Source organism: Kitasatospora sp. NPDC004669, from assembly GCF_040609455.1.
GTDB lineage: Bacteria > Actinomycetota > Actinomycetes > Streptomycetales > Streptomycetaceae > Kitasatospora.
Genome location: NZ_JBEXKB010000040.1, coordinates 21,214 through 44,936, shown reverse-complemented (window position 1 = coordinate 44,936; position 23,723 = coordinate 21,214). Strand labels below are relative to the sequence as shown.

Sequence of the window (23,723 nt, the reverse complement as noted above, 5' to 3'; positions counted from 1 at the left end):
GGAGCCCTTGCGCGGCGTGCGGGCCGACGGCGCACCGGAGCTCAGACCTGGCCTAGGAGCTGGTCGGCAGCGTGCCGAGCGTGACGTCGGCGGTCTGACCGTTGCCGTCCCGGGTGTAGGTGACGGTGACCTTGCTGCCCGGGGTGAGCGAGGCGAGCGCGGTGGTGAGCGCGTTCAGCGAGTCGACCGGGGTGTCGTCGATCTTGGTGATGACGTCACCGGGCCGCAGCCCCGCCGCGGCGGCCGCGCCGCCCGGGCTGACCGCCACGATCACCGCACCGGTCGGCTGGTACTGCTGGTTGAAGCTGGTCCGGGCGGTGACGCCGAGGGCGGCCCGGCCGGAGTTGGTGACCTTGCCCTGCTTGATCAGCTGATCGGTGATGCTGGTGATGGTGGACGCCGGGATGGCGAAGCCGATGCCGGGGGCGGCCGCGCCGTTGGCCTGCGGCTCGGCCGCGGCGAGGGTGTTGATGCCGATCACCTGGCTGTCCAGGTTGACCAGCGCGCCGCCGCTGTTGCCCGGGTTGATCGCCGCCGAGGTCTGCACCATGTTGCCGATGGTGGCGCCCGGCGAACCACCGCCCTGGGGCTCGGTGACGGTCCGCCCGGTGGCCGAGACGATGCCCTGGGTGACGCTGCTGGCGAGTCCGAGCGGGCTGCCCATGGCGAGGGTGATCTGACCGAGTTCGACCTTGCTCGAATCGCCGAAGGTGGCGGGCTTGAGGCCGCTCGGCGGGCTGTTGAGCTTGATCACCGCGAGGTCGGAGTCGGGGTAGCTGGCGACCAGGGTGGCGTCCAGCGCCTTGGTGCTGCTGGCGAGGGTGACGGTGAAGGTGCTCGCGGAGCCGACCACGTGGGCGTTGGTGACGATGTCGCCCTTGTCGTCGTAGACGATCCCGGAGCCGAGGCTCTCGCCGGTGACGATCTGCACCACCGAGGGCAGTACGTCGGCGATCACCTTCTGGTAGGCGTCCTGCAGCTGGTTGCCGCCGCCCGGCTGGGTGGCGGGGGCGGAGGAGGCCTGCTTGGTGGCGACGGAGGAGACGCCGGACACCGCCGGGGAGGACGCGGAGGAAGAGGAGGACGAGTTGCTGCAGCCGGCCAGCGCCAGCGCCGTCAGCACGGCGACCGCGCCCTGGGCGAGCAGCCGACGGTGAGCCGGTCCGGGCCCGGACGGCCTGGGCCGGGCCGGCAGCGGGCGGTCGTGTTCCTTCTTGCGGCTCACCTGGCTGCCTCCGATTCGTCACCACGCCGAGGGGCGCGGGTGTGAGAGCACGGGAATCTTTGTCAGCATTTCACCGATTTGTCCAGAATGGCCGACCCGACTCGCCCGCGAAGGACGCCAGAAGGCAGACGCCTAGGATTGCCGCATGACTTGGTTGATCACCGGCGGTGCCGGATACATCGGCGGGCACGTCGTCCGTCAGCTGCTCGACGCCGGCGAGCGCGTCGCCGTCCTGGACGACCTCAGCACCGGCGACGCCTCCCGGGTGCCGGCCGGCGTCCCGCTGATCGAGGGCTCCACCCTGGACCGGGCCGCCCTGGACGCCGCGATCCGCGAGCACGGCATCGAGGGCATCCTGCACTTCGCCGCCAAGAAGCAGGTCGGCGAGTCGGTCGAGCAGCCGTTCCTCTACTACCGCGAGAACATGATCGGCCTGCAGACGGTCCTGGAGGCCGCGGCCGAGGGCGGCGTCAAGCGCTTCCTGTCCTCCTCCTCCGCCGCCGTCTACGGCATGCCGGACGTCGACCTGGTCACCGAGTCCACCCCGTGCGACCCGATGAGCCCGTACGGCGAGACCAAGCTCGCCGGCGAGTGGCTGGTCGCCGCAGCCGGCAAGGCCCACGGGATGTCCACCGTGGCCCTGCGCTACTTCAACGTGGCCGGCGCCGCCTCGCCCGAGCTCTCCGACGCCGGGGTGTTCAACCTGATCCCGATGGTCTTCGAGCGGCTCACTGCCGGCGAGGCCCCGCTGATCTTCGGCGACGACTACCAGACCCCGGACGGCACCTGCGTCCGCGACTTCATCCACGTCTCCGACATCGCCTCGGCCCACGTGGCGGCCGCCAAGCGGCTGGCCGCCGACCCGGCCGGCGAGACCTCGCTGGTGCTCAACATCGGCCGCGGCGAGGGCGTCAGCGTCAAGGAGATGATCGAGGTGATCGGCAAGGTCACCGGTTACGACACCACCCCCAAGGTGGCCCCGCGCCGCCCCGGCGACCCGGCCCGGGTGGTGGCCTCCGCCGACCTGATCCAGCGCGAGCTGGGCTGGAGCGCGGGCCACGACGTGGAGGCCATGGTCTCCTCCGCGTGGGAGGGCTGGTGCAGCCGCCACCCCGAGGCCCGTAAGGCCTGATCGCCCGGGCCCAGGCCCGCGGTACCACCGGCACGGCGGTGTCCGCCCCGCTCAGCGGGCGGGCACCGCCGTGCCGTAGTAGGCGTCCAGCGCGTACACGCAGCGGTCCTTGGAGCCGACGAAGACCCGCCCGCCGACCGCCACCGGGGAGCCGGTGAGCTCGCCCTTGGTGCCGAGCTCCCAGCGCAGCTGACCGGTCGCCAGGTCCAGGGTGTGCAGCGAGTGGTCCCGGCTGCCCAGGTGCACCAGGCCGTCGGCCACCGCCGGGGAGCCGACGATCTCGCCGCGCGCGGTGTAGCGCCAGCGCTCCCGGCCGGTCGCCGTCTCGAAGGCGTACAGCACCTCACGGCTGCCCACCAGCGCCATGCCGTCCCCGAGCACCACCGGCTCCGCGCCCTGGCGGCTGCCGGTGACCCCGCGCCAGCGGTCCAGGCCGGTGGCCGCGTCCAGCGCGTAGACCGTGCCCAGGTAGTCGGCCACGTAGACCGCGTCGGCATCCAGCGAGGGCGGGGTGAACAGCACCACCGGGGCCTCGAAGCGCCAGCGCTCGGTCCCGCTGGCCGCGTCCAGCGCGTACACCCGGGTGCCGGCCGTCACGTACAGCACGCCGCCGCGCTCGACCGGGTGCGAGGGCACGTCCTCGCCGACCGGGAAGGACCAGCGCAGGCCCGCGCCGCGCGGGTCCACGCAGCGCAGCCGCCCGGCGCCGTAGTAGTAGGCCGCGCCGGCCACCAGGACCGGGCCGGACTGCGGGTTCTCGTAGTCCTGCTGGGCGTCGTCCGCGCGCCACAGCTCGGCGCCGGTGGCGGCCGCGCGCAGCTGGACGCCGCCGCCGCGGACGCCGCAGCAGAGCACGCCGTCGGCGGCGGAGAGCGAGTAGACCCAGCCGTCCAGCGAGGTGCGCCAGCGCTCGGTGCCGTCCGCGACGTCCACGGTGTACAGGTGCGGGCCGTCGGCGGCGTGCACCCGGCCGGCGTCCACCGCGAGCGCCCAGGCGACGTCCCGGGTCTTGTAGCGGCGCTCGCCGGAGGCGATGTCCAGCGCGTGCACCTCGAAGCTGGAGACGAAGAGCGTGCCGTCGGCGACCACCGGGGTGCCCCAGACGTCGTTGGACATCCGGAACCGCCAGGGGCGCCAGCGGGCGGCCGGGGCGGGGGCGGGGGTCGGTACCGGGGCCGCCGGCGGGGGCGGGGTCGCCGCCCGACGGACCCAGTCGGTCTCGGCCGGGGCGGTGGACGGGCGGGGCTGCTCGTGCTCGGCCCGCGGCCCCGGGCCTATCCGCACCGAGGCGCCGGACAGCTGCACATCGACGGGGACCCCGCCGGTGGGCGCGCGGTGCTTGTTCTTGGAGGGGATCTTCGCGGTCGGGATCTCGGCGTCCGAGGCCTGCCCGGGGCGCGGCACGCTGTGCACCGGCCCGGACGGCGGCGGCGCGTGCCGCACGCCCGGATGGGTGCGCGGGTCGTCCAGGCCGGGGTGCTGCGGCGGGATCTGCGGCCGCTGCGGCACCGGGGCCTGCGGGTGCGGCGACTGCGGGTGCGGCGGCTGCGGCTCGACCGGGCCGGAGTGCGGGCGGGGCGGCGGCGCGCTCGGGCGTCGTCCGCGCTTGCGCTCGATCAGCTCCAGCGCGTTGGCGGGCAGCCAGTCGCCGGCCTCGCCGGCGGCGTCGTCCCGGGAGAACAGGTGCGGGGCCAGCTCGGTCTGGATCTGCGCCGGGGTCGGCCGGCGCTCGGGGGCCTGCTGCATGCAGGCGCGGACCAGGTCCATCAGCTCCGGCGGCATGCCGGACAGGTCCGGCTCCTCGCGCAGCAGCTGGAACACCGTCTCGACCGGGTTGGAGCCCCGGTAGGGCGGGTGCCCGGTGGCGCAGAAGACCATCAGCGAGCCGAGCGAGAAGACGTCGCTGGCGCCCCGGACGGTCCGGCTGTCCCGGGCCTGCTCAGGGGACATGTAGGCCGGGGTGCCGACCGCGACGTTGGTCATGGTGAGCCGGGTGCTGGAGACCCCGGACGCGATGCCGAAGTCGATCACCTTCGGGCCGTCCTCGACCACCAGGACGTTGGAGGGCTTGAGGTCGCGGTGGATCAGCCCGGCCCCGTGAATGGACTGCAGCGCCTCGGCGATGCCCGCGACCAGCCAGCGGGTGGCCTCCACCGGCAGCGGGCCGCACTCCTCGACCAGGTCCTCCAGCGAGGGCGCCGGGATGTACGCGGTGGCCAGCCAGGGCACCCGGGCGTCCGCGTCGGCGTCCACCACGGCCGCGGTGTAGAAGCCGCCGACCGTCTTGGCGGCCGCGATCTCCCGCGCGAAGCGGACCCGGAACAGCTCGTCCTCGGCCAGTTCCCCCCGGACGGTCTTGACGGCCACCCGGCGCCCGGACGCGGAACGCGCCAGGTAGACCAGTCCCATCCCACCCGCGCCGAGTCGCCCCAGCACCTCGAAGGGCCCGATCCGCCTCGGATCGTGCGCCGTCAGCTGGTCCACTCCGCTGCCACCTCCCCGTTTCCGCACCCGCCGCGTGGTGCCGGTCCCGATTCTCCAATGCCGCCCGGCGCATCTCCAACCTCCCCCGCCCGGAGAGGCCCGGCGGGCGGGCGAGCCACGACGGTTCCCTGGTCAGGGATGACGGAACGGCCGGATTCTGACGCCCGCTCCAACAGCGGCTTGCGCCCCGGGGCACGGACCGTCCGTTCTTCACCCCTCATCGACGGTCACGCCCTGTCACCCGACCACCCCTCAGCGGACTCGCCGTCACGCTATGGGGTCAAAAGCACACGGGGGGGCTTCAACAGCGCCTTCGAGGCCCGGTGAATATCCGTCCGAAGTGGTTCATGCCGCTATAGCAACCCCCAGGCGGAGCAATAATCGCATCACCGAATCGCGCCAAGATCGTGCCACGGTAAGCTGACGGCATGACAGGACAAGTTCGCACCGTCGACGGTCGCGTCGCCGGGCGACGCGGACAGGAGACGCGGCAGAAGCTGCTCGACTGCCTCCGTGAGATGCTCAGCACGTCGCCCTATCGGGACGTCAAGGTCATCGACGTCGCCCGTATGGCGGGTACCTCCCCCGCGACCTTCTACCAGTACTTCCCGGATGTCGAGGGCGCAGTCCTCGAAATCGCAGAGGAAATGGCCAAGGACGCCGACACCCTCAAAGAGCTGGTGGCCGGAAAGTCCTGGGCAGGGAAGTCCGGACCGACCACTTCGGAAGAACTGGTCGACGGATTCCTCGCCTTCTGGCGCAAGAACGACGCCATTCTCCGAGTGGTCACGCTCGGTGCCGCGGAAGGGGACAAGCGGTTCTTCAAGATCCGCATGACCGTCCTCAACGCGGTCGCCAAGCCGCTCGCGGAGGCCGTCAAGGAACTCCAGGCGAAGGGTCAGGCCGACAAGTCGCTCGACCCGAACGCCGTCGCCGGGGCCCTGGTCTCGCTGCTCGCTTCGGCGGCCGAGCACCAGAAGGCCTTCACCTCCTGGGGCGTCAAGGTCAAGGACCTCAAGCCCAACCTCGCTCCCCTGGTGTACCTGGGCGTCACCGGTAAGAAGGCGCCCAAGTAAAACCATCCGTTCGATCCACCATCCGCTCCGCGCGCAGCCCCGGCCTCCTGTCCGGGGAACGATGGACGGCGGCCGTGTCCTCGGGGGAGGTCCGCCGACGTACCGCACGCGCGCCAGACATGCCGGTGGGCGGGCCCCCCTCACACAGGGTGCCCGCCCACCGGCATTCTTCGTTTCTGCGGTCCGTTCCGGCCCCGCCCCGAGCCGCAGGGCGCGCCGACGCCGAAAGGGAGGAGCGACGGAGGAACGAGGGAGCGACGACCGTCGGCGTCGGGTCAGGAGCGCCCGGAGGCGAGCGGGCGAGTCACGGCCCCGCCCCGAGCCGCAGGGCGCGCCGGCGTCGGGTCAGGAGCGCCCGCAGGCGAGCGGGCGAGTCACGGGCAGCGCACGACCTGGCCGGCGTAGGCGAGGCCGCCTCCGAAGCCGAAGAGCAGCACCGGGTCGCCCGGCGAGAGCTCGCCGCGCTCGACCAGCTTGGAGAAGGCGAGCGGGATCGAGGCGGCCGAGGTGTTGCCGGAGTCGACCACGTCCCGGGCCACCACGGCGGCGTCGCCGAGGCCCAGCTTCCTGGCGATCGCGTCGATGATCCGCAGGTTGGCCTGGTGCGGGACGAACCCCTTCAGCTCCGAGGGGTCGATCCCGGCCTGCTGGCAGGCCTTCCTGGCGAGCGGGGCGAGCTGGGTGGTGGCCCAGCGGAACACCGACTGGCCCTGCTGGCTGATCACCGGGTCCCAGCCCGTGATCACCACGGCGTCGCCCTTCTCCGGCTCGGAGCCCCAGACCACCGGGCCGATGCCGGGCTCGGCGCCCTCCTCCTGGGCCTCGACCACCGCGGCGCCGGCGCCGTCACCGAAGATCACGCAGGTGGAGCGGTCGGTCCAGTCGAGGGTGTCGGACATCCGCTCGGCGCCGATCACCAGCGCGCGGCGGGCCGCACCGGCCCGGATCGCGTGGTCGGCGGTGGCCAGCGCGTAGGAGAAGCCCGAGCAGACGGTGTTGATGTCGTACGCGGCGGGCGAGCGCACGCCGAGCCGGGCGGCCACCGCGGCGGCGGTGTTGGGGCTGCGCTCGATCGCGGTGCAGGTGGCGACCACGACCAGGTCGATGTCGTCGGCCGTGCGACCGCTGTTGGCGAGTGCCTTCTGCGCGGCCTCGGTGGCGAGGTCGACCAGGGTCTCGCCCTCGGCGATGTGCCGGGTGCGGATGCCCACCCGGGTGCGGATCCACTCGTCATCGGTGTCGACAAGCGCCGCCAGGTCGTCGTTGCTGAGAACCTTGGGGGGCTGGTAGTGGCCGAGTGCCACGATGCGCGAACCGCTCATAGTGCCATGGAACCGGGTTACCGGCTGGTCAGCCGGGCGTGACCGGCTACAGGATCCGCACCGGTGATCTGTAGGAGATCGACAAGGGGTGTTGCGGCGCCTGGGTCGGCGTATGCCGAGGTCAGGCCGCCAGTGTGGTGGCGTCGCCCATCACGATGACCGGATGGGCGGCCGGATCCAGGGTACGGATCAGCTGGGCCATCTTGTCCTCGGGGATCGACACGCAGCCGTGGGTGGGGCCGTCGTGGTCCACGTGGAGCCAGATGCCGCCGCCCTTCTTGGCGCCCATCGGGCGGCGCGGGTCGAGCGGGGAGTTGCCGGGGACCCGGTTGTAGTTGATCGCGACCACGTAGTCGAAGGAGCCGGCCAGCTGGTCGCCGAAGAAGCCGGTGCCGGAGACCACGAAGCTCGGGTCCTTGTCGTACGGGAGCTTGCTGCCCGGGTCGGCGTTGTGGCCGCCCGCGTCGGTGAGCGAGAAGACGCCGATCGGGCTGCGCAGGTCGCCCTCGTTGTGGTCGGCGGTCCAGCCGTTCTTGCCGTTGTGGCCGTTCCAGGTCTCGCCGGCCAGCCAGCGGCCCTCGGGGGTGCGGGTCCACAGGACGACGGTGTTCTTGTCGGTGTTCTTGTCGGCGCCGGAGGCGACCACGACCTGGGTGGTCTCGGCCGGGATCTTCGCGGTGAAGGCGGCGCCGAGGCCGGGTATCGCGGCCAGCGAGCCGTCCGGGCGGGTCTCGCTGCGGCCGGCGGCCGGGGTCGCGGACTGCCGGTCGGCGGCGGCCCGGACGGCGGCGGGGGCGGGCTGGTCGGGCTTGCTGACGCCCTCCGGGCCGGGGCCGTCGGCCGCCGTGATGCCGGGCTTGGCGTCGTCCTGGCCGACGGTGTACCAGCCGGCGGCGGCCGCGACCAACAGGGCGGTGCCGGCCATCACGGCCTTGCCGTGACGTTTCTGCTTCGCCTTGCGCCGCCGGCCCCGGGCAGCGGCCCGGCCGCCCGGCGCGGGGGCCGCGGCGGGGGTGACGGAGGCGAGGGGTGCGACCGGCGCGGGCTCCTCGTAGAGCGGCTGCTCGTACGTCGGCTCTTGGTACGCCTGCGCCTGGTACGCCTGCGCCCGGTCCATCGGCTCCGGCTCGGCCGGGTACGACTGGAACGGCTGGTCGTACGCCTCGAAGTACCCGTCAGCGGCCTGCGGGGCCTGCTGGTACCCGCCGTAGTGGTCCTGCCGGACCGGCTGCTGGTACGACTCGTAGGCGTTGTACGGCGCCTCGTGCGACTGCTGCGGCACCCCGTGCGCCGGCTCCTGCGTCGGCTCGTACGGCGGGTACTCGGTGGCGCGATGAGAACCGGACATGCCGTCGATCCTGCCAAACGCCGTACCCGTTGGTAAACCCGGGTCGCGTGCGGGAGCCGTGAAGACGCCGCCGCCCGGGCCGAAGCACGGCCCGGGCGGCGGGGAAGTCGCAGGTCAGAGGCGCATCGCCTGCGGGGCCTCGCGGCGCATCAGGTCCGGGCCCTCGTACTCGCGGATGACCTCGTAGCGGGTGTTGCGCTCGACGGGGCGGAAGCCGGCGTCCCGGATCAGGCCCAGCAGGTCCTCGCGGCCGAGCTTGTTCGGGGTGCCGAAGTTGTCCGCGTCGTGGGTGATCTTGTACTCGACCACCGAGCCGTCCATGTCGTCCGCGCCGTGGCTGAGCGCCAGCTGGGCGGTGGCGACGCCGTGCATCACCCAGAAGACCTTGACGTGCGGAACGTTGTCGAACAGCAGCCGGGAGACCGCGAAGGTCTTCAGCGCCTCGGCACCGGTGGCCATCTCGGTACGGGCCATCAGCTTGTTGCGCACGACGCCGTCCTTGGAGTCGTGGAAGTCGTGCTGGTAGCGCAGCGGGATGAAGACCTGGAAGCCGCCGGTCTCGTCCTGCAGCTCACGCAGCCGCAGCACGTGGTCCACCCGGTGGCGGGGCTCCTCGATGTGGCCGTACAGCATGGTGCAGGGCGTCTTGAGGCCCTTGCCGTGGGCGAGGCGGTGGATCCGCGACCAGTCCTCCCAGTGGGTGTCGTGGTCGACGATGTGCTGGCGGACCTCCCAGTCGAAGATCTCCGCGCCGCCGCCGGTCAGCGACTCCAGGCCGGCGTCGATCAGCTCGTCCAGGATCTCGTCGGCGGACAGGCCGCTGATCTTCTCGAACCAGTGGATCTCGGTGGCGGTGAAGGCCTTCAGCGAGACGTTCGGCAGAGCCACCTTCAGCTCCCGCAGCGAGCGCGGGTAGTAGCGCCAGGGCAGGGTCGGGTGCAGGCCGTTGACGATGTGCAGCTCGGTGAGGGACTCGACCTCCATCGCCTTGGCGAGGCGGACGGCCTCCTCGATGCGCATCGTGTAGGCGTCCTTCTCGCCCGGCTTGCGCTGGAACGAGCAGTACGCGCAGGACGCGTTGCACACGTTGGTCATGTTGAGGTGGCGGTTGACGTTGAAATGGACGACGTCGCCGTTCTTCCGCGTCCGCACGTGGTGGGCCAGCCCGCCCAGCCAGGCCAGGTCGTCGCTCTCGTAGAGCGCGATCCCGTCCTCGCGGGTCAGCCGCTCACCCGCGTAGACCTTCGCCTCCAGCTCGCGCTTGAGCCCTGCGTCCATGCGGTGCCCCGCCTCCTCCGACATTCGATTCGTTGCCGGAACGAGGTTACGTCACTCGCCCTCTCGCCTCCGGGCCGCTCTGCCCCGCTGCCGACGTTCTCCCCCAGCCTGGCGGCCGGGAGGCGCCCCCACGCTCCGGCGCTCCTTCGTCGCTAGTCGCTCGTCACTTTCGGCACCGGTGCGCCCTTCGGCTCGGGGCGCTCCGAGAGCAGCTCCGCGAGCAGTGCCGGTTCGATGTTGCCGCCGCTGACCACGGCCGCGACCGTCTGCCCCCCGGTCTCGGCGGCGCGGTGGAAGTACGCGGCCGGGGCGACCGCGCCGGAGGGCTCGGCGACCAGCCGGCCGCGGCGGGCCAGCAGGGCGACGGTGGCGCGGATCTCGTCCTCGGTGACGGTCACGATGTCGTCCACGTAGGTGACGATGTGCTCGTACGGCAGCACGCCGACCGACGGGGTGCGCAGCCCGTCCGCGATGGTCCGGTAGGTGTCGGCGACCGGCCACTCCACCCGGCGCCCGGACCGCAGGCCGGCCTGCGCGTCGGCGGCCAGCTCCGGCTCCACGCCGATCACCCGGATGCCCGGGCGGGTGAGCTTCAGCGCGGCCGCCGTCCCGCCGATCAGGCCGCCACCGCTGACCGGCACCAGGACGGTGTCCAGCTCGGCCGGGGCGTCCTCGGCGATCTCCAGGCCGACCGTGCCCTGGCCCGCGATGATGAACGGGTCGTCGTACGGGGGCACCCAGACGTAGCCGTGCTCCTCGGCCAGCCTGGCGGGCAGGGCGTCCCGCTCCGCCGGGGCGACCAGGATCACCTCGGCGCCGTACGAGCGGGTGGCCTCCACCTTCACCGCGGGCGAGGTGTCCGGCATCACGATCACGGCCTTGATGCCGAGCAGCTGCGCCGCGTACGCCACCGCCTGCGCGTGGTTGCCGCTGGACTGGGCGACCACGCCGCGGGAGCGCTCCTCCCCGGTGAGCGCGGCCAGCCGGTTGTAGGCGCCGCGGGTCTTGAAGGCCCCGGTCGGCTGGAGGTTCTCGGGCTTGAGCCAGAGCCGCCGCTCCCCCTCGGCCGCCCAGGGGGCGGGAACCAGCGGGGTGCGCACGGCCACCCCCGCGATCCGCTGCCGAGCAGCGCGCAGCTCCTCCAGACCGACCAGTGCCATACGTCACTCTCCTACAGGAGGAAGCTCACTCACCCGGTTTTCCCACTTCGTGGAGAGTACGACGGTGGTGCGGGTCCGGGCCACGCCTTTTGTGCCCGAGATCCGCTTCACCACCGACTCCAGGCCGGCCACGTCGGCCACCCGGACCTTGAGCATGTAGGAGTCGTCACCCGCGATGAACCAGCAGTCCTCGACCTCGTTGAGGTCCTTCAGCCGGAACGCGACGTCCTCGTGATCGGCGGCGTCGGTGAGCTGAAGGCCGATCAGGGCCGTGACGCCGAAGCCGAGCGAGGCCGGGTTGACCGTCGCCCGGTAGCCGGTGATGACCCCGGCCTGCTCCAGGCGGTTGATGCGGTCCGTGACGCTCGGGCCGGAGAGTCCGACCAGTCGGCCCAGCTCGGCGTAGGACGCACGGCCGTTCTCCCGGAGCGCCTGGATGAGCTGTCTGTCCACCGTGTCCATATACCGTCCGCGTCCTTCCGAACCTCACCAGACCCACAGATCATTATCCGGATTCAAAGGCGCCGTGCGCTGACCGACCCGGATATCGCAGAGAAGATACTCTCCCGCCCTCGCTCTCCTTACTCCCCCTCAGCCGGAACGTCCTCCCCGCCGTCGGCCTTGCGGGCCGCCGCCCCCAACTCCCCTTCCCAGCGCAGGTACAGGGAATGCGGCACGCCCACGGCGTCCAGCACCCGGCCGGCCACGAAATCCACGAGTTCGCGCACGGTTGAGCCGCCGGCGTAGAAGCCCGGCGAAGCGGGCAGCACCACCGCGCCCTGCGCGTCGAGCTCCACCAAGTGCTTCAACGTCACCCCGTTGAGTGGTGTCTCGCGCACGCAGACGACGAGTGGCCGACGCTCCTTCAGGGTGACGCTGGCGACCCGCTGCAGCAGGTCCTTGCTCAGACCGAGCGCGATCCCGGCCACCGCGCCGGTGGTCGCGGGCACCACCAGCATGCCCTTGGCCGGGTACGAGCCGCTGGACGGGCCGGCCGCGAAGTCCCCGGCGGACCAGTAGCGGACGTCGTCCAGGCCGTCGTCCGGGCCCTCCACGCCCAGCCACTGTGCGAGGTCGGCACGCCAGTGGGCGTCCCGGAAGGAGATGCCGGTCTCGTCCAGGATGGTGAGCCGGGCGGCCCGGCTGACGATCAGGTCCACCGCCTCACCTGCGGCGAGCAGCGCCCGGATCACCGAGGCCGCGTACGGCGTCCCCGACGCTCCCGAGACCCCGACCACCCACGGCTGACGCTTCGCAGTTCCCATGGGGCATTTCTATCCCGGCTTCACCTGCGGCTCCGGCCGGGGCATGTCCCGGAGGTCGCCGCCCGGGCGGGGCGGAACGGGTCCCGGAGCGCGCGCCCCCTGGGAGGATGGGGGCATGGCAGTGACCCTCGTCGACCTCACCCATCAGGTGACCACCGCGATGCCGGTCTACCCCGGCGATCCGGCCGTACTGCTGGAGCCCGCGCTCACCACCGCGACGGCCGGGGTGAACGTGCTGGCCCTGCACCTCGGTTCACAGTCCGGAACGCACGTGGACGCGCCGTACCACGTGGACGTCACCTGGCCGACCCTGGACGGGCTGCCGCTGGAGCGGTTCACCGGGTCGGCCGTGGTGGCCGACCTGCGCGGACTGGAGCCCCGGGCGGCCGTCACCCCCGAGCTGCTGGCGCCCGCTCTGGAGCGCTGCGGGGACGGTTCCGTGCTGCTGCTGGCCACCGGCTGGGCCCGGCACTGGGGCACCGACGCCTACCTCGCCCACCCCGGCCTGACCGCCGAGGCGGCCGAGGCGATCGTCGCCGCCGGGGTGCGGACGGTCGGGGTGGACGCGCTGAGCGTCGACCCCACCCCCGACCCGGGCCCGGGCGACCCGGCGGTGGCCGCACTGCTCGCCGACCTCACCGATGAGCACGACCAGCCCGCCGAGGAACCGACGCTGGCCGCCCACCGGGTGCTGCTGGGGGCGGACGGCGGCGGGGTGATCGCCGAGAACCTGACCGACCTGCGGGCGCTGCTGGAGGCACAGGAGGCGGGCCGACCGGTGGAGGTCTCGCTGTTCCCGCTGCGACTGGTGGCGGCGGACGGTGCTCCGGTACGGGCGGTGGCCCGGCTGGGCTGAACTCATGGGCCCGCCCTGACGCGGGACTTGGTCTAGACCATCCCCCGATGGCGCCAGTAGGCTGTCCGGCCATGGCTGAGATCATCGGAGTGATCGAGCGACTCTGGCGCTACCCCGTGAAATCCACCGGCGGCGAGCGGCTCGACTCCGTCGAGGTGGACGTGCGCGGCCTGGCCGGCGACCGCCTCTACGCCGTCCGCGACCGGGCCGGAAAGCTCGGCTCGGGCAAGAACACCCGCCGCTTCCGCCGGATGGACGGCCTGCTCCGGCTCTCCGCCCGCCTCGGCCGCCGGATCGACGGCCCCGAGCTGTTCGACCCGCTCGGCCGCCCGGTCGACCGCCCCACTTCCTTCCTGCGCGCCTACCTCCAACGCGAGGACGTCGAACTCGCCCGCGAGGACGCCGTCTCGCACTTCGACCGGCTGCCGGTCAGCGTGCTCACCACCGCCACCCTGGACTGGGCCCGCGAGGCCGTCCCCCTCACCGTGGTCGACGAGCGCCGCTTCCGCCCCAACATCGTGCTGCGCACCCCGCCCGGCACCCCGCCCTTCGTCGAGGACGGCTGGCTGGGCCGGCAGGCACGCGCCGAGCCCCCGGACAGCGCCCGGCTCGCCTTCGTCACCCCCAGCGAGCGCTGCGCGATGACCGGCGCCCCGCAACCCGGGCTGCCGCACGCCCCCGAGATCCTCAAGGCGATCGTGCACGCCCACGACGGCCGCCTCGACGCGCTCGCCGAGGTCGCCGCCCCGGGGCGGCTGCGACTGGGCGACCGGCTGGCACTGGACTGAGCCGGGGCGGCTTCGGAGTAAAACCGCAGGTCAGGGCCTTCTCAAAGATTTCCGGAAAAAACTTCGAACCCACCTGCAACCCCCATGGGCCCCACACGTCTATGTGAGTGAGCGGCGGGGAAGCCCGCCGGAGCGGACCGAAGGCGACGCCGGGGACACCACCCCGGACCTCGGATCCGACCAACTACCGTGCTGATCGACCAGCGGCACAACGCTGCTGGTGGAACACCCTGGGGGGTATTCAGAATGTCTGTCGTGCGTGCACGTCGTTCCCGCTCCACCGTCCTCACCGCCGCCACCCTGGGCGTGCTGATCGCCACCGGCGCCGTGGTCGCCTCCCCGGCCGCCTACGCCGCCGACGCCCCGGCCGCCGCCACCGCCTCGGCCACGCCGACCGCCACCCCGACCGCCGAGCCGACCGCCACCCCGACCGCCACCCCGACCGCCAAGGCCACGGCCGACAAGCCGTCGCTGCAGGTCGACGCGCCGGCGTCGGTCGGCCGCGGCGGAGAGCCGGTCGAGTTCACCGAGGCCGTCACCAACCCCGGCACCACCGAGGCCACGTACAAGCTGAAGATCACCACCAGCGGCGCGGGCCCGGCCGCGCCGAACGCCATCAAGGTCGACTACCGCGACGCGGACGGCACTTGGAAGCCCGTCACCGACACGGTCTCCGGCCTGACCGTCGCCGCCGGCGCCACCAAGACGGTCCAGCTGCGCCTCACCACCGAGCTCGCGGCCTACTGGTCCAACGTGGACTCGACCGTCACGCTCAACTCCGCAGTGCTCGACCAGGACGGCGCCGTCCTCGTCGAGAGCGCCAAGCAGGTCGCCGCCAAGGCCATCACCCTCCAGGTCAAGGACGCCCCCACCACCGCCGTCGCCGGCGGCGCCCCGGTCGAGTTCGACGTCACCATCGGCAACCGCAGCGCCTCCGGCTACACCAACGTCGACAAGATCATCGAGGCCGACAAGCACAGCACCCTCCAGGTCCGAAAGGCCGACGGCGGCTGGCAGAACCTCACCGGCACCCCCGGCACCAACCCGACGGTCGCCGACCGGGTCACCTACCACCTCGCGGACGACCGGAACATGGCGCCGGGCGAGACCTTCACCAAGCACGTCCGGCTCGCCTACACCGCCGACGCCCCGCTCGGCACCGACTACATCCACCCGCAGGCGGTGCTCGACACCGGCAGCGGACACGCCCCCTCCGTCGTCGGCCCCCAGTACGTCCAGATCAAGGTCACCGCCGCCCCGGTCTCCACCACCCCGACCCTGTCGGTGCAGGAGCCGGCGTCGGTCGGCCTCGGCGGCGCGCCCGTCGAGTTCACCGAGACCGTCACCAACCCCGGCACCACCGAGGCGCCGTTCACCCTGAGGCTCAACGCCGCCAACGCCGCTTTCCGCCAGCACGGCGCGGTCACCCTTGAGTACCGCGACGCCGACGGCACCTGGAAGCCGATCGAGCTGGCCCAGGCCCTGGGCGACCGGACCTGGAACTTCACCGGCCAGGTCACCGGCCTGACCGTCGCCCCCGGCGCCACCAAGACCCTCCAGCTGCGCCTCGCCACCCCGGGCAACAACGACCTCAACGGGTACAACGGGTCGATCAAGCTCTACTCCGCCGTCGTGGACCCGGCCGAGAACACCCCCGTCGCCGAGACCACCAAGGACGTCGCGGTGAAGTCCCTGGCCGTCGAGCTGAAGAACGCGCCGACCACGGCGGTGATCGGCGGCGCCCCGGCCGAGTTCGACGTCACCGTCGGCAACCCGAGCGCCTCCGCCTTCGACAAGGTCACCCCCATCCTGTCCGCGGACGCCCACAGCACCCTGCAGGTGCAGAAGGCCGACGGCAGCTGGCAGGACGTCACCTCCACCCCGGCCCGGCAGTCCGGCGGCCCGGTGAGCTACCGGTTCGGCACCGAGCCCCTGGCGGCCAACGGCAGCACCACCAAGCACGTGCGCCTCGCCTACACCGCCGGGGCCGCGGTCGGCCAGACCTTCGTCAACCCGGTCGCGGCCGTCAACGAGGGCACCGACAACGCCACCGCCTCGGGCCCGCAGGGCACCACGATCGAGCTCACCGCCGCCCCGGCCGGCAGCACGAACAACGGCACCGCGACCGCCGTCAAGGCCGGCTTCACCACCGCCTCGGGCAGCGACTCCGGCACCACCGGAACCACTGGCACCACCGACACCACCCAGCTGGCCGGCGGCGAGCTCGCCCACACCGGTTCGAGCGGCATGCTGCAGTCCCTGACGGGCGCCGCCGCGCTGCTCGCCAGCGGCATCGGCGCGGTGTTCTTCGCGCGCCGCCGCCGCAACGCCTGATTCCCACCCGCTACTCACCGAGCCCCGGCTCCCCGGCACTGTCCGGGGGCCGGGGCTCGGCGTTCTCCGAGGCCCAGGACGGGCCCTGGGAGAGGCCCTAACCGCGGATCAGGCAGAAGGGGTGGCCGGCCGGGTCCGCGTAGACGCGCCACCGGCCGACGTCGCGCAGCCGTACGGCGCCGAGGGCGAGCACCTCGGGTTCGGCGGCGTCGAGATCCGGCACGTCGATGTCCAGGTGCGCCTGCTGCGGGTGCTCGGGGTCGGCCGGGCGGGGCGGGCGGTAGTCGGTGACGGCCTGGAAGCAGAGCACCGTGCCGTCGTCGAGGTGCAGGGTGGACCAGCCCGCGCCGAGTGACCAGCGCGGGTCCGGGCGGTCGACCTCGCCGCCGAGCAGGCCGGCGTAGAAGCGGGCGAGTACGGCCGGGTCCGGGCAGTCGAGCACCAGGCACTGCAGTTTGCCGATCACGGTTCTCCTCAGGGTTTTTACCCGGCCGGGCCGGGTTGGGTGACCGCCCGCAGGTAGGCGTCGGCGAAGAGCTCGAAGGTCTCGTCCAGCGAGGGCAGCCCGTCGCCGAGGACGGGTTCGAGCACCGGCCGCAGCAGGACGTGGTTGAGCAGCGGGCCGAGCAGCAGTTGCACCAGCACCGGGAGCGGCAGCGGCCGCAGTCGTCCGGCCTCGACGTGCGGCAGCAGCAGGCGGCCGAGGCTGTCGATGATCGGCGGCAGGTTGGCCGCCATCATCCGGGCGGCGGGGCCGTCCGGGCGGCCGAACAGGTCGGCGAAGACCGCCGGGATGATCCGCGGCTCGCCGGCGAACGCGGCGAGGAAGGTGCGGTGGAGCGCCCGGACGGTGTCCTCCAGGCGCTCGGGCGGGTCGGCCGCCAGCGCCTCCAGGTCCGGCAGCGGGCCGTACTGCACGAAGACGGCGGCGAGCAGGCCGTCCCGGCCCTCGAAGACGGTGTGCAGGCTGGGCAGCGAGCATCCGGCGCGGTCCGCCACCGCGTCCAGGGTGACTCCGCCCAGGCCGCGCTCGGAGACCAGGTGGGCGGCCGCCTCGATCGCGCGCTCCCGTACCGGCGGCCGTCCGCCCGGGTCGACACCGGCCTGCCGGACCGCTTCGTCCAGTGGCGCCCGGGAACCGCCGAGCCTGCGCAGCAGCGTGCTGCGCGAGATGCCGGCCGCCGCCGCGATCGCCGTCAACGGGACGTCCGCGACGTCCTGCCCCCGTTCCTTCGCCGCTGTGAGCGCGGCCGACACCAGATCCTTCACGTGGAGCATCGTACTACTTGACACATGAGACGGTTCCAGAGACTCTATATATGCGAGTTCCATGCAGGGGTCGCAAGGGGATCAGGGATCGAGGGGAGAGAGCCATGAGCGTCGTCGTCTCCGGAGGCGGACCGGCCGGGATGGTGCTGGGCCTGATACTCGCCCGGGCGGGCGTCGAGGTGACCGTGCTGGAGAAGCACGGCGACTTCCTGCGCGACTTCCGCGGCGACACCGTCCACGCGTCCACCGTGCGACTGATGGACGAACTCGGCCTGGGCCGGAAGTTCGCCGCCCTGCCGCAGAGCCGGCTCGGCAACATGGTGGTACCGGTGCCCGGCGTCGGGCAGGTCGCACTGAGCGCCTTCGACAAGCTGCCCGCGCCGTACAACTACATCGCGATGGTCCCGCAGTGGGACCTGCTCGACTTCCTGGTGGCGCAGGCCCAGCAGGAGCCCACCTTCACCCTCCGGATGAACACCGAGGCGACCGGGCTGATCCGGGAGGGCGGCCGGGTGGTCGGCGTGCGCTACCGCACCCGGGACGGCGAGGAGGGCGAGATCCGGGCCGCGCTCACCGTCGCCGCCGACGGCCGGCACTCCACCCTGCGCCGGGAGGCCGGGCTGGAGCCCGAGGAGTACCCGGTGCCCTTCGACGTCTGGTGGTTCCGGCTGCCCCGGCACGCGAACGAGCAGGCCGCGCCGCCCAACCTCGCCCCCGGCTTCGGACACGGCGAGATGGCGCTCAGCCTGACCCGCGACGACTACTTCCAGATCGCCTACTTCCTGCCCAAGGGGGCCGACGCGCAGCGGCGCGCCGAGGGCATCGAGCGCTTCCGCGAGCGGATCGCCCGGCTGATGCCCCAGTACGCCGACCGGGTCGACCGGCTGGCGGGCATGGACGACGTCCACCTGCTCGACGTCAAGCTCAACCGGCTCCGCCGCTGGTACACCGACGGGCTGCTGCTGATCGGCGACGCCGCCCACGCGATGTCCCCGGCCGGCGGGGTGGGCATCAACCTCGCCATCCAGGACGCCGTCGCGGCCGCCACCCTGCTCGCCGAGCCGCTGCGGCACGGCCGACCGACGCCTGCCGCCCTCGCCCGGGTGCAGCGGCGGCGCCGGCGGCCCACCGTGATCATGCAGCGGATGCAACGGATCCTGCACGGCGTCATGTTCACCCCGGTGCTCAGCGGCCGCCGGGTCGGCCCGCCCGTCCAGTTCGCACTGCTCGCCCGCTACGTTCCGGCCGTGCGGACCGGCATCTCGCGGATGATCGCGCTCGGTCCGCGGCCGGAGCACGCACCGGACTTCGCGCGGCGACCGGCCGCGTGACGGACGGCCCACCGGCAACGAACCGGCCGTTCGGGCGGGCGGTTTCAGGGGAACGACGGATGGCATGACGATCCCTCACCGCTTGACCGGCGCCGGCGACCACCGCGTCCTGGTCCTGCACGACTGGTTCGGCACCAGCGCGGGCTGGGGCCCCTTCCTCGACTACCTCGACGGCAAGGCCTTCAGCTACGCCTTCCTGGACTACCGCGGCTACGGCGAGCGCAAGGACGTCCCCGGCGCGTACACGCTCGCCGAGATCGCCGCCGACGCGCTCGCCCTCGCCGACCAACTCGGCTGGGACCGCTTCTCGCTGGTCGGCCACTCGATGGGCGGCAAGGCCGCCCAGCAGGTACTCGCCGAGGCACCGCTGCGGGTACGCAAGCTGGTCGGCCTCGCCCCGGTGCCGGCCGGGTCGTACCCGCTGGACGAGGCCGGCGAGTCGCTCTTCTACGGCGCCGCCGAGGACCGGGAGAAGCGCTACGCGATCCTCGACCTGGTCACCGGCCAGCGGGCAGGGAGGGTCTGGCTCGACCGCATGGTCGACCAGTCCCTGCGGCTGTCGACCACCGAGGCCTTCGGCGGCTACGTCCGGGACTGGGCCACGGCGGACCTGTCGGGGCGCATCAGCGGGAACCCGGTGCCGGTCAAGGTGATCGTCGGCGAGCACGACCTCGCCCTGACCACCGACGTGATGCGCGGCACCTGGCTCACCCACTACCCCAACGCCGAACTGGAGGAGCTCGGCGGCAGCGGGCACTACCCGATGTACGAGGCCCCGGTGGCGCTGGCGTCCGCGCTGGAGGGCTTCCTGCACAACTGACGGGTGGCGTGGCGGTCACCGCGGGAGGCGGGGGCCTGTAGCAGGATCCTCCACGTAACCGACGGACCATCAGCACCGAGGAGGTCTCCATGGCCGACGTCCCGGCGAACCTCAAGTACACCAAGGACCACGAGTGGGTACTGGTCGAGGGGAAGACGGCCCGCGTGGGCATCACCGACTACGCGCAGAAACAGCTCGGCGACATCGTCTTCGTCGAACTCCCCAAGGTCGGCGCCAAGCGCGAGGCCGAACAGGCCTTCGGCTCGGTGGAGTCCGTCAAGTCGGTCAGCGAGCTCTACGCCCCGGTCTCCGGGACGGTCACCCGGGTGAACGAGGAGCTGATCAGTGATGCCGAGCTGGTCAACACCGACCCGTACGGCGACGGTTGGATGATCGAGCTCGCGATGACCAAGGCCGGCGAGCTGGACGGCCTCCTCACGGCCGCCCAGTACGAGGCCTACATCGATTGAGAGCGCCGTGGCGAGCCCCGGCCGCCCTCGGGCACCCGCCCGAGGACGGCCGGGAGGCCGGCAAGGAGCGGATCCGCGCCATCGGGCTCGGCTTGCCCAGCCCCTCCCGGGCAAGCCAGGCCGCCTCGCGGAGCCTCTTCAGCTCCTCGCCGTGGAACCTGCGCGGCGCACCCGTCGGGTCGAGAGCCTTCGCCATGGGTGCGACTCCCCTTCGACGGGACCGTTGCCGGGCTCGACGACAGGCACCCGGGGCGACGGATTCGGCGCAGGCGGCGACCTTGTGGGACTCAGATTCCGAGGCCGCGAATGACCAGGTCCACGAGCGCGAAGAAGAACAGCGAAACGCCGACGAAGCTGTTCGTCTGGAAGAACGCGCGGTTGAGCTTCGACAGGTCGTTCGGCTTCACGATGGTGTGCTCGTACACGAATGCGCCCGCGACGACCGCAAGGCCGATCCAGAACGCCACACCGGCGTCGGTGAGCACCGCGAACCAGCCCAACAGAAGCGTTGTCAGGACGTGGCACACCCGCGCGCCCCAGATCGCCGCCGGCACGCCGAACCGGGCCGGCGGCGAGCCGACGCCGTTCTCGCGGTCGGACTCGACGTCCTGGCAGGCGTAGATGAGGTCGAAGCCGCCGATCCAGATGCCGACCGCGACGCCCAGAACCACGGCCTCCCAGGACCAGCCGCCCGTCACCGCGAGCCAGGCGCCCACCGGTCCCATCGCCTGGGCGATGCCCAGGATCGCCTGCGGGAAGTCGGTGAACCGCTTGCCGTACGGGTAGACCACCATCGGCACCACGGCGACCGGCGCGAGCGCCAGGCACAGCGGATTGAGCATGGCCGCCGCGCCGAGGAACACCACGAGCGCCACGGCCGACCCGACGTACGCCGTCTTCAACGACACGGCCCCGGTGACCAGTTCACGCGAAGCCGTGCGCGGGTTCCGGGCGTCGATCTCGCGGTCGATGATCCGGTTGGCCGCCATGGCGAAGGTCCGCAGGCCGACCATGCACACCGTGACGATGAACAGCTCGCCCCAGTGCACCCGCTTGTCGGCGAGGAACATGGCCGTCAGCGCGGCGATGTAGGCGAAAGGCAGGGCGAAGACCGAGTGCTCGATCATCACCAGGCGCAGGAAGGCCTTCGTACGCCCCGGGGCCTCAACGGCAGCGGTGCTGCTCACAGCCCGTACTCCTTCCAGCGGTGCGAGACCAGCGCGGCCGTCGCCGGGTCCGAGGACACCATCTCCGGCCAGCCGCCGTCCCGGGTGTACCCCTCCTCCGGCAGCTTGCGGGTCGCGTCGATGCCCGCCTTGCCGCCCCAGAACTGCTGGTAGGAGGCGTGGTCGAGGTGGTCGACCGGGCCCTCGACGACGGTGAGGTCCCGGCTGTAGTCGACGTTGCCGAAGGCGCGCCAGGCGACCTCCTGGTAGTCGTGCACGTCGCAGTCGGCGTCCACCACGATGATCAGCTTGGTCAGCGACATCATGTGGGCGCCCCAGATGGCGTGCATCGTCTTCTGGGCGTGCTTGGGGTACTTCTTGTCGATCGAGACGATCACGCAGTTGTGGAAGCCGCCGGCCTCGGGCAGGTCGTAGTCGACGATGTCCGGGATGATGATCTTCAGCAGCGGCAGGAAGAAGCGCTCGGTGAACTTGCCCAGCGGGCCGTCCTCCGTCGGCGGGCGGCCGACCACGATGGACTGCAGGATCGGACGGCGGCGCATCGTCACGCAGTCGATCTTGAGCGCCGGGAACGGCTCCTGCGGGGTGTAGAAGCCGGTGTGGTCGCCGAACGGGCCCTCGGGGAGCATCTCGCCGGGCTCCAGCCAGCCCTCCAGCACCACCTCGGCGTCGGCCGGGACCTGGAGCGGGACGGTCTTGCAGTCGACCATCCGCACCCGCTCGCCCGCGACGAAGCCGGCGAAGAGGTACTCGTCGATGTCCCCGGGCAGCGGCGCGGTGGCCGCGTAGGTGACGGCCGGCGGGCAGCCGAAGGCGATCGCGACCGGGAGGCGCTCGCCGCGCTTGGCCGCCACGGCGGCGTGGTTGCGGCTGTCCTTGTGGATCTGCCAGTGCATCCCGATGGTGCGGCGGTCGTGCCGCTGGAGCCGGTAGAGGCCGAGGTTGCGGATGCCGCTGTCGGGGTCCTTGGTGTGGGTGAGGCCCAGGTTGAAGAAGGAGCCGCCGTCCAGCGGCCAGGTGAAGAGGGCGGGCAGCTCGTCCAGGTCGACGTCGTCGCCGGTGAGCACGACCTCCTGGACCGGGGCGTCCTTCACGTGCCGGGGCGGGACGTGCGCCATCGAGGCGAGTTTGCCGAAGGCGTCCCGGAGGCCGGTGAAGCCCTGCGGCAGTTCGGGCTTGAGCAGGCCGGCGATCTTCTCGGAGATGTCATCCGGCCCCTTGAGGCCGAGCGCCTTGGCCAGGCGGCGTTCGGTGCCGAAGACGTTCATCGCCAGCGGCATCGACGAACCCTTGACGTTCTCGAACAACAGCGCCGGGCCCTTGGCCTTCTGCACCCGATCGACGATCTCGCCGATCTCCAGGTGGGGGTCCACCTCCGCCTTGATGCGCTTGAGGTCGCCCTCGCGGTCGAGGGCCCGGAGAAACGAGCGGAGATCGTCGTATGCCATGCCTGTCAGTATCCGCCACCCGATAGCCTGGCTTGCGTCAAGGGCCCCGGGAGGCGCCCGTCACTACCGCCGTCGCCGGGGGGAGATCGCAGCCGTGCTGAGGATTCTTCTGACCATCGTCCTTCCGCTCGCGCTGTGGGTGTGGGCGTTCATCGACTGCCTGGTCACCCCCGAGGACGAGGTGAAGCACCTGCCGAAGCCGATCTGGCTGATCATCGTGCTGCTCTTCCCGCCGCTGGGCCCGATCGCCTGGCTGGTGGCCGGCAAGCAGCGCGGCCTCCTGCGGGCCGGCGCGGCGGGCGGGTACCCGGGGCAGCCGGCCGACGCCCCGCGCCGCGGGCGTCCGCTGGCGCCGGACGACGACCCCGAGTTCCTCGCCTCCCTGAAGGGCGACTCCGCGCAGGGCGACGCCCCGAAGAGCGGCTCCTTGAAGAAGAGCGACAAGGAGCACGAGGACATGCTCAGGCAGTGGGAGGCCGATCTGCGTCGCCGCGAGGAGGAACTGCGCGGCGGGGACGAGCCGGAGGACGGCCGAAAGAGCTGATCGGAGCGGGTGGGCCACTCCCTCGGACGGCCCACCCGGGACTCCTCGGGTGGGCTCCGACGTTTTTGGCGCTTCCCTACGACTGCGGGCCCTCCAGCACGGGCCGGCCCCATCGCCGTGCCGAACTTGAGCCGAGCTTGAGCAGCGCACAAGATGCGCGCCCTACATTGTTGAGAGACAGCCCTGACCTGCGCTTTTCTTCATGCTCAGATCATCGGACCATCAGCTGGCCGACAACCCCCAGTATTCGAACAGACACCGAGCGCTAAGACTTAGAGGCGACCGCTTCTGTGCAGGCCTGACAGCTAAACGAACTCGACCTTGTACGGAATCGACGCCGAAACCAGTGCACGGCCCCTCGTACAGTCATAAGTGAAGAAAGTGAT

Annotated in this window: 21 protein-coding genes; 9 read left to right on the top strand and 12 right to left on the bottom strand. The window is 72.0% G+C overall.

Annotated elements, in window-relative coordinates; all coding sequences use genetic code 11:
* Positions 1 to 52: 52 nt before the first annotated feature.
* Positions 53 to 1,147 (bottom strand): trypsin-like peptidase domain-containing protein, encoded by a 1,095-nt coding sequence (locus tag ABZW30_RS28810; protein ID WP_355674156.1) that lies wholly within the window; start codon positions 1,145 to 1,147, stop codon positions 53 to 55.
* A 223-nt stretch (positions 1,148 to 1,370) separates the two neighbouring features.
* On the opposite strand from ABZW30_RS28810, the gene galE reads away from it, so the two are divergent.
* On the top strand, positions 1,371 to 2,357 hold the full coding sequence (gene galE, locus ABZW30_RS28805; RefSeq protein WP_355674115.1) for a UDP-glucose 4-epimerase GalE: 987 nt from the start codon (positions 1,371 to 1,373) through the stop codon (positions 2,355 to 2,357).
* Between the two features lie 51 nt (positions 2,358 to 2,408).
* On the opposite strand, the gene ABZW30_RS28800 is transcribed toward galE, so the two are convergent.
* Positions 2,409 to 4,841: a PQQ-binding-like beta-propeller repeat protein gene (locus ABZW30_RS28800; protein WP_355674114.1), complete on the bottom strand. Its 2,433-nt coding sequence runs from the start codon at positions 4,839 to 4,841 to the stop codon at positions 2,409 to 2,411.
* A gap of 428 nt (positions 4,842 to 5,269) precedes the next feature.
* On the opposite strand from ABZW30_RS28800, the gene ABZW30_RS28795 reads away from it, so the two are divergent.
* Complete coding sequence (locus ABZW30_RS28795; protein WP_031063307.1) at positions 5,270 to 5,917, top strand: TetR family transcriptional regulator; 648 nt, start codon at positions 5,270 to 5,272, stop codon at positions 5,915 to 5,917.
* Positions 5,918 to 6,291: 374 nt separating this feature from the next.
* Here ABZW30_RS28795 and ABZW30_RS28790 read toward each other — a convergent pair whose 3' ends face one another.
* The 6 genes from ABZW30_RS28790 to ABZW30_RS28765 all read right to left on the bottom strand — a co-directional run bounded on the left by ABZW30_RS28790 (position 6,292) and on the right by ABZW30_RS28765 (position 12,290).
* Positions 6,292 to 7,239: a beta-ketoacyl-ACP synthase III gene (locus tag ABZW30_RS28790; RefSeq protein WP_355674113.1), complete on the bottom strand. Its 948-nt coding sequence runs from the start codon at positions 7,237 to 7,239 to the stop codon at positions 6,292 to 6,294.
* A 121-nt stretch (positions 7,240 to 7,360) separates the two neighbouring features.
* Entirely contained in the window at positions 7,361 to 8,164 is an 804-nt protein-coding gene (locus tag ABZW30_RS28785) for a L,D-transpeptidase family protein (RefSeq protein ID WP_355674155.1), read from the bottom strand.
* Positions 8,165 to 8,701: 537 nt separating this feature from the next.
* The gene (mqnE, locus tag ABZW30_RS28780) at positions 8,702 to 9,865 is read right to left on the bottom strand and encodes an aminofutalosine synthase MqnE (RefSeq protein WP_355674112.1); all 1,164 of its coding nucleotides are present in this window, start codon (positions 9,863 to 9,865) and stop codon (positions 8,702 to 8,704) included.
* 152 nt (positions 9,866 to 10,017) lie between these two features.
* On the bottom strand, positions 10,018 to 11,025 hold the full coding sequence (locus tag ABZW30_RS28775) for a threonine/serine dehydratase (protein ID WP_355674111.1): 1,008 nt from the start codon (positions 11,023 to 11,025) through the stop codon (positions 10,018 to 10,020).
* A 3-nt stretch (positions 11,026 to 11,028) separates the two neighbouring features.
* Entirely contained in the window at positions 11,029 to 11,487 is a 459-nt protein-coding gene (locus ABZW30_RS28770; RefSeq protein ID WP_030055719.1) for an Lrp/AsnC family transcriptional regulator, read from the bottom strand.
* A gap of 119 nt (positions 11,488 to 11,606) precedes the next feature.
* Positions 11,607 to 12,290, bottom strand: a complete 684-nt coding sequence (locus tag ABZW30_RS28765; RefSeq protein WP_355674110.1) for a UbiX family flavin prenyltransferase — start codon at positions 12,288 to 12,290, stop codon at positions 11,607 to 11,609.
* Between the two features lie 115 nt (positions 12,291 to 12,405).
* On the opposite strand from ABZW30_RS28765, the gene ABZW30_RS28760 reads away from it, so the two are divergent.
* The 3 genes from ABZW30_RS28760 to ABZW30_RS28750 all read left to right on the top strand — a co-directional run bounded on the left by ABZW30_RS28760 (position 12,406) and on the right by ABZW30_RS28750 (position 16,268).
* Positions 12,406 to 13,146, top strand: a complete 741-nt coding sequence (locus ABZW30_RS28760; protein ID WP_355674109.1) for a cyclase family protein — start codon at positions 12,406 to 12,408, stop codon at positions 13,144 to 13,146.
* A 71-nt stretch (positions 13,147 to 13,217) separates the two neighbouring features.
* Positions 13,218 to 13,934: an MOSC N-terminal beta barrel domain-containing protein gene (locus ABZW30_RS28755; RefSeq protein ID WP_355674108.1), complete on the top strand. Its 717-nt coding sequence runs from the start codon at positions 13,218 to 13,220 to the stop codon at positions 13,932 to 13,934.
* A 255-nt stretch (positions 13,935 to 14,189) separates the two neighbouring features.
* The gene (locus tag ABZW30_RS28750; RefSeq protein WP_355674107.1) at positions 14,190 to 16,268 is read left to right on the top strand and encodes an LPXTG cell wall anchor domain-containing protein; all 2,079 of its coding nucleotides are present in this window, start codon (positions 14,190 to 14,192) and stop codon (positions 16,266 to 16,268) included.
* A 97-nt stretch (positions 16,269 to 16,365) separates the two neighbouring features.
* Here ABZW30_RS28750 and ABZW30_RS28745 read toward each other — a convergent pair whose 3' ends face one another.
* Positions 16,366 to 16,734: a VOC family protein gene (locus ABZW30_RS28745; protein WP_355674106.1), complete on the bottom strand. Its 369-nt coding sequence runs from the start codon at positions 16,732 to 16,734 to the stop codon at positions 16,366 to 16,368.
* 17 nt (positions 16,735 to 16,751) lie between these two features.
* Positions 16,752 to 17,537, bottom strand: coding sequence for a TetR/AcrR family transcriptional regulator (locus tag ABZW30_RS28740; RefSeq protein WP_355674105.1), 786 nt, complete (start codon positions 17,535 to 17,537; stop codon positions 16,752 to 16,754).
* A 104-nt stretch (positions 17,538 to 17,641) separates the two neighbouring features.
* Here ABZW30_RS28740 and ABZW30_RS28735 point away from each other — a divergent pair, with 104 nt between their 5' ends.
* From ABZW30_RS28735 to gcvH, 3 genes are all read left to right on the top strand, one after another.
* Positions 17,642 to 18,868: an FAD-dependent oxidoreductase gene (locus tag ABZW30_RS28735; RefSeq protein WP_355674104.1), complete on the top strand. Its 1,227-nt coding sequence runs from the start codon at positions 17,642 to 17,644 to the stop codon at positions 18,866 to 18,868.
* Positions 18,869 to 18,932: 64 nt separating this feature from the next.
* The gene (locus ABZW30_RS28730; protein WP_355674103.1) at positions 18,933 to 19,688 is read left to right on the top strand and encodes an alpha/beta hydrolase; all 756 of its coding nucleotides are present in this window, start codon (positions 18,933 to 18,935) and stop codon (positions 19,686 to 19,688) included.
* Positions 19,689 to 19,777: 89 nt separating this feature from the next.
* Complete coding sequence (gcvH, locus tag ABZW30_RS28725; RefSeq protein WP_355674102.1) at positions 19,778 to 20,158, top strand: glycine cleavage system protein GcvH; 381 nt, start codon at positions 19,778 to 19,780, stop codon at positions 20,156 to 20,158.
* Between the two features lie 287 nt (positions 20,159 to 20,445).
* Here gcvH and mqnP read toward each other — a convergent pair whose 3' ends face one another.
* Both mqnP and ABZW30_RS28715 read right to left on the bottom strand, forming a co-directional pair.
* The gene (mqnP, locus tag ABZW30_RS28720) at positions 20,446 to 21,345 is read right to left on the bottom strand and encodes a menaquinone biosynthesis prenyltransferase MqnP (RefSeq protein ID WP_355674101.1); all 900 of its coding nucleotides are present in this window, start codon (positions 21,343 to 21,345) and stop codon (positions 20,446 to 20,448) included.
* Positions 21,342 to 22,793, bottom strand: coding sequence for a menaquinone biosynthesis decarboxylase (locus ABZW30_RS28715; RefSeq protein ID WP_355674100.1), 1,452 nt, complete (start codon positions 22,791 to 22,793; stop codon positions 21,342 to 21,344). Before ABZW30_RS28715 ends, mqnP begins: the two co-directional genes overlap by 4 nt.
* A 94-nt stretch (positions 22,794 to 22,887) precedes the next feature.
* Here ABZW30_RS28715 and ABZW30_RS28710 point away from each other — a divergent pair, with 94 nt between their 5' ends.
* The gene (locus tag ABZW30_RS28710; RefSeq protein WP_355674099.1) at positions 22,888 to 23,337 is read left to right on the top strand and encodes a PLD nuclease N-terminal domain-containing protein; all 450 of its coding nucleotides are present in this window, start codon (positions 22,888 to 22,890) and stop codon (positions 23,335 to 23,337) included.
* The last annotated feature ends 386 nt before the right edge of the window (positions 23,338 to 23,723 follow it).

Coding starts and splice junctions, on each gene's coding strand:
- galE (WP_355674115.1), top strand. CDS start 1,371: ATGACTTGGTTGATCACCGGCGGTGCCGGATACATCGGCGGGCACGTC.
- ABZW30_RS28795 (WP_031063307.1), top strand. CDS start 5,270: ATGACAGGACAAGTTCGCACCGTCGACGGTCGCGTCGCCGGGCGACGC.
- ABZW30_RS28790 (WP_355674113.1), bottom strand. CDS start 7,239: ATGAGCGGTTCGCGCATCGTGGCACTCGGCCACTACCAGCCCCCCAAG.
- ABZW30_RS28785 (WP_355674155.1), bottom strand. CDS start 8,164: ATGGCCGGCACCGCCCTGTTGGTCGCGGCCGCCGCCGGCTGGTACACC.
- mqnE (WP_355674112.1), bottom strand. CDS start 9,865: ATGGACGCAGGGCTCAAGCGCGAGCTGGAGGCGAAGGTCTACGCGGGT.
- ABZW30_RS28775 (WP_355674111.1), bottom strand. CDS start 11,025: ATGGCACTGGTCGGTCTGGAGGAGCTGCGCGCTGCTCGGCAGCGGATC.
- ABZW30_RS28770 (WP_030055719.1), bottom strand. CDS start 11,487: ATGGACACGGTGGACAGACAGCTCATCCAGGCGCTCCGGGAGAACGGC.
- ABZW30_RS28765 (WP_355674110.1), bottom strand. CDS start 12,290: ATGGGAACTGCGAAGCGTCAGCCGTGGGTGGTCGGGGTCTCGGGAGCG.
- ABZW30_RS28760 (WP_355674109.1), top strand. CDS start 12,406: ATGGCAGTGACCCTCGTCGACCTCACCCATCAGGTGACCACCGCGATG.
- ABZW30_RS28755 (WP_355674108.1), top strand. CDS start 13,218: ATGGCTGAGATCATCGGAGTGATCGAGCGACTCTGGCGCTACCCCGTG.
- ABZW30_RS28735 (WP_355674104.1), top strand. CDS start 17,642: ATGAGCGTCGTCGTCTCCGGAGGCGGACCGGCCGGGATGGTGCTGGGC.
- ABZW30_RS28730 (WP_355674103.1), top strand. CDS start 18,933: ATGACGATCCCTCACCGCTTGACCGGCGCCGGCGACCACCGCGTCCTG.
- gcvH (WP_355674102.1), top strand. CDS start 19,778: ATGGCCGACGTCCCGGCGAACCTCAAGTACACCAAGGACCACGAGTGG.
- ABZW30_RS28715 (WP_355674100.1), bottom strand. CDS start 22,793: ATGGCATACGACGATCTCCGCTCGTTTCTCCGGGCCCTCGACCGCGAG.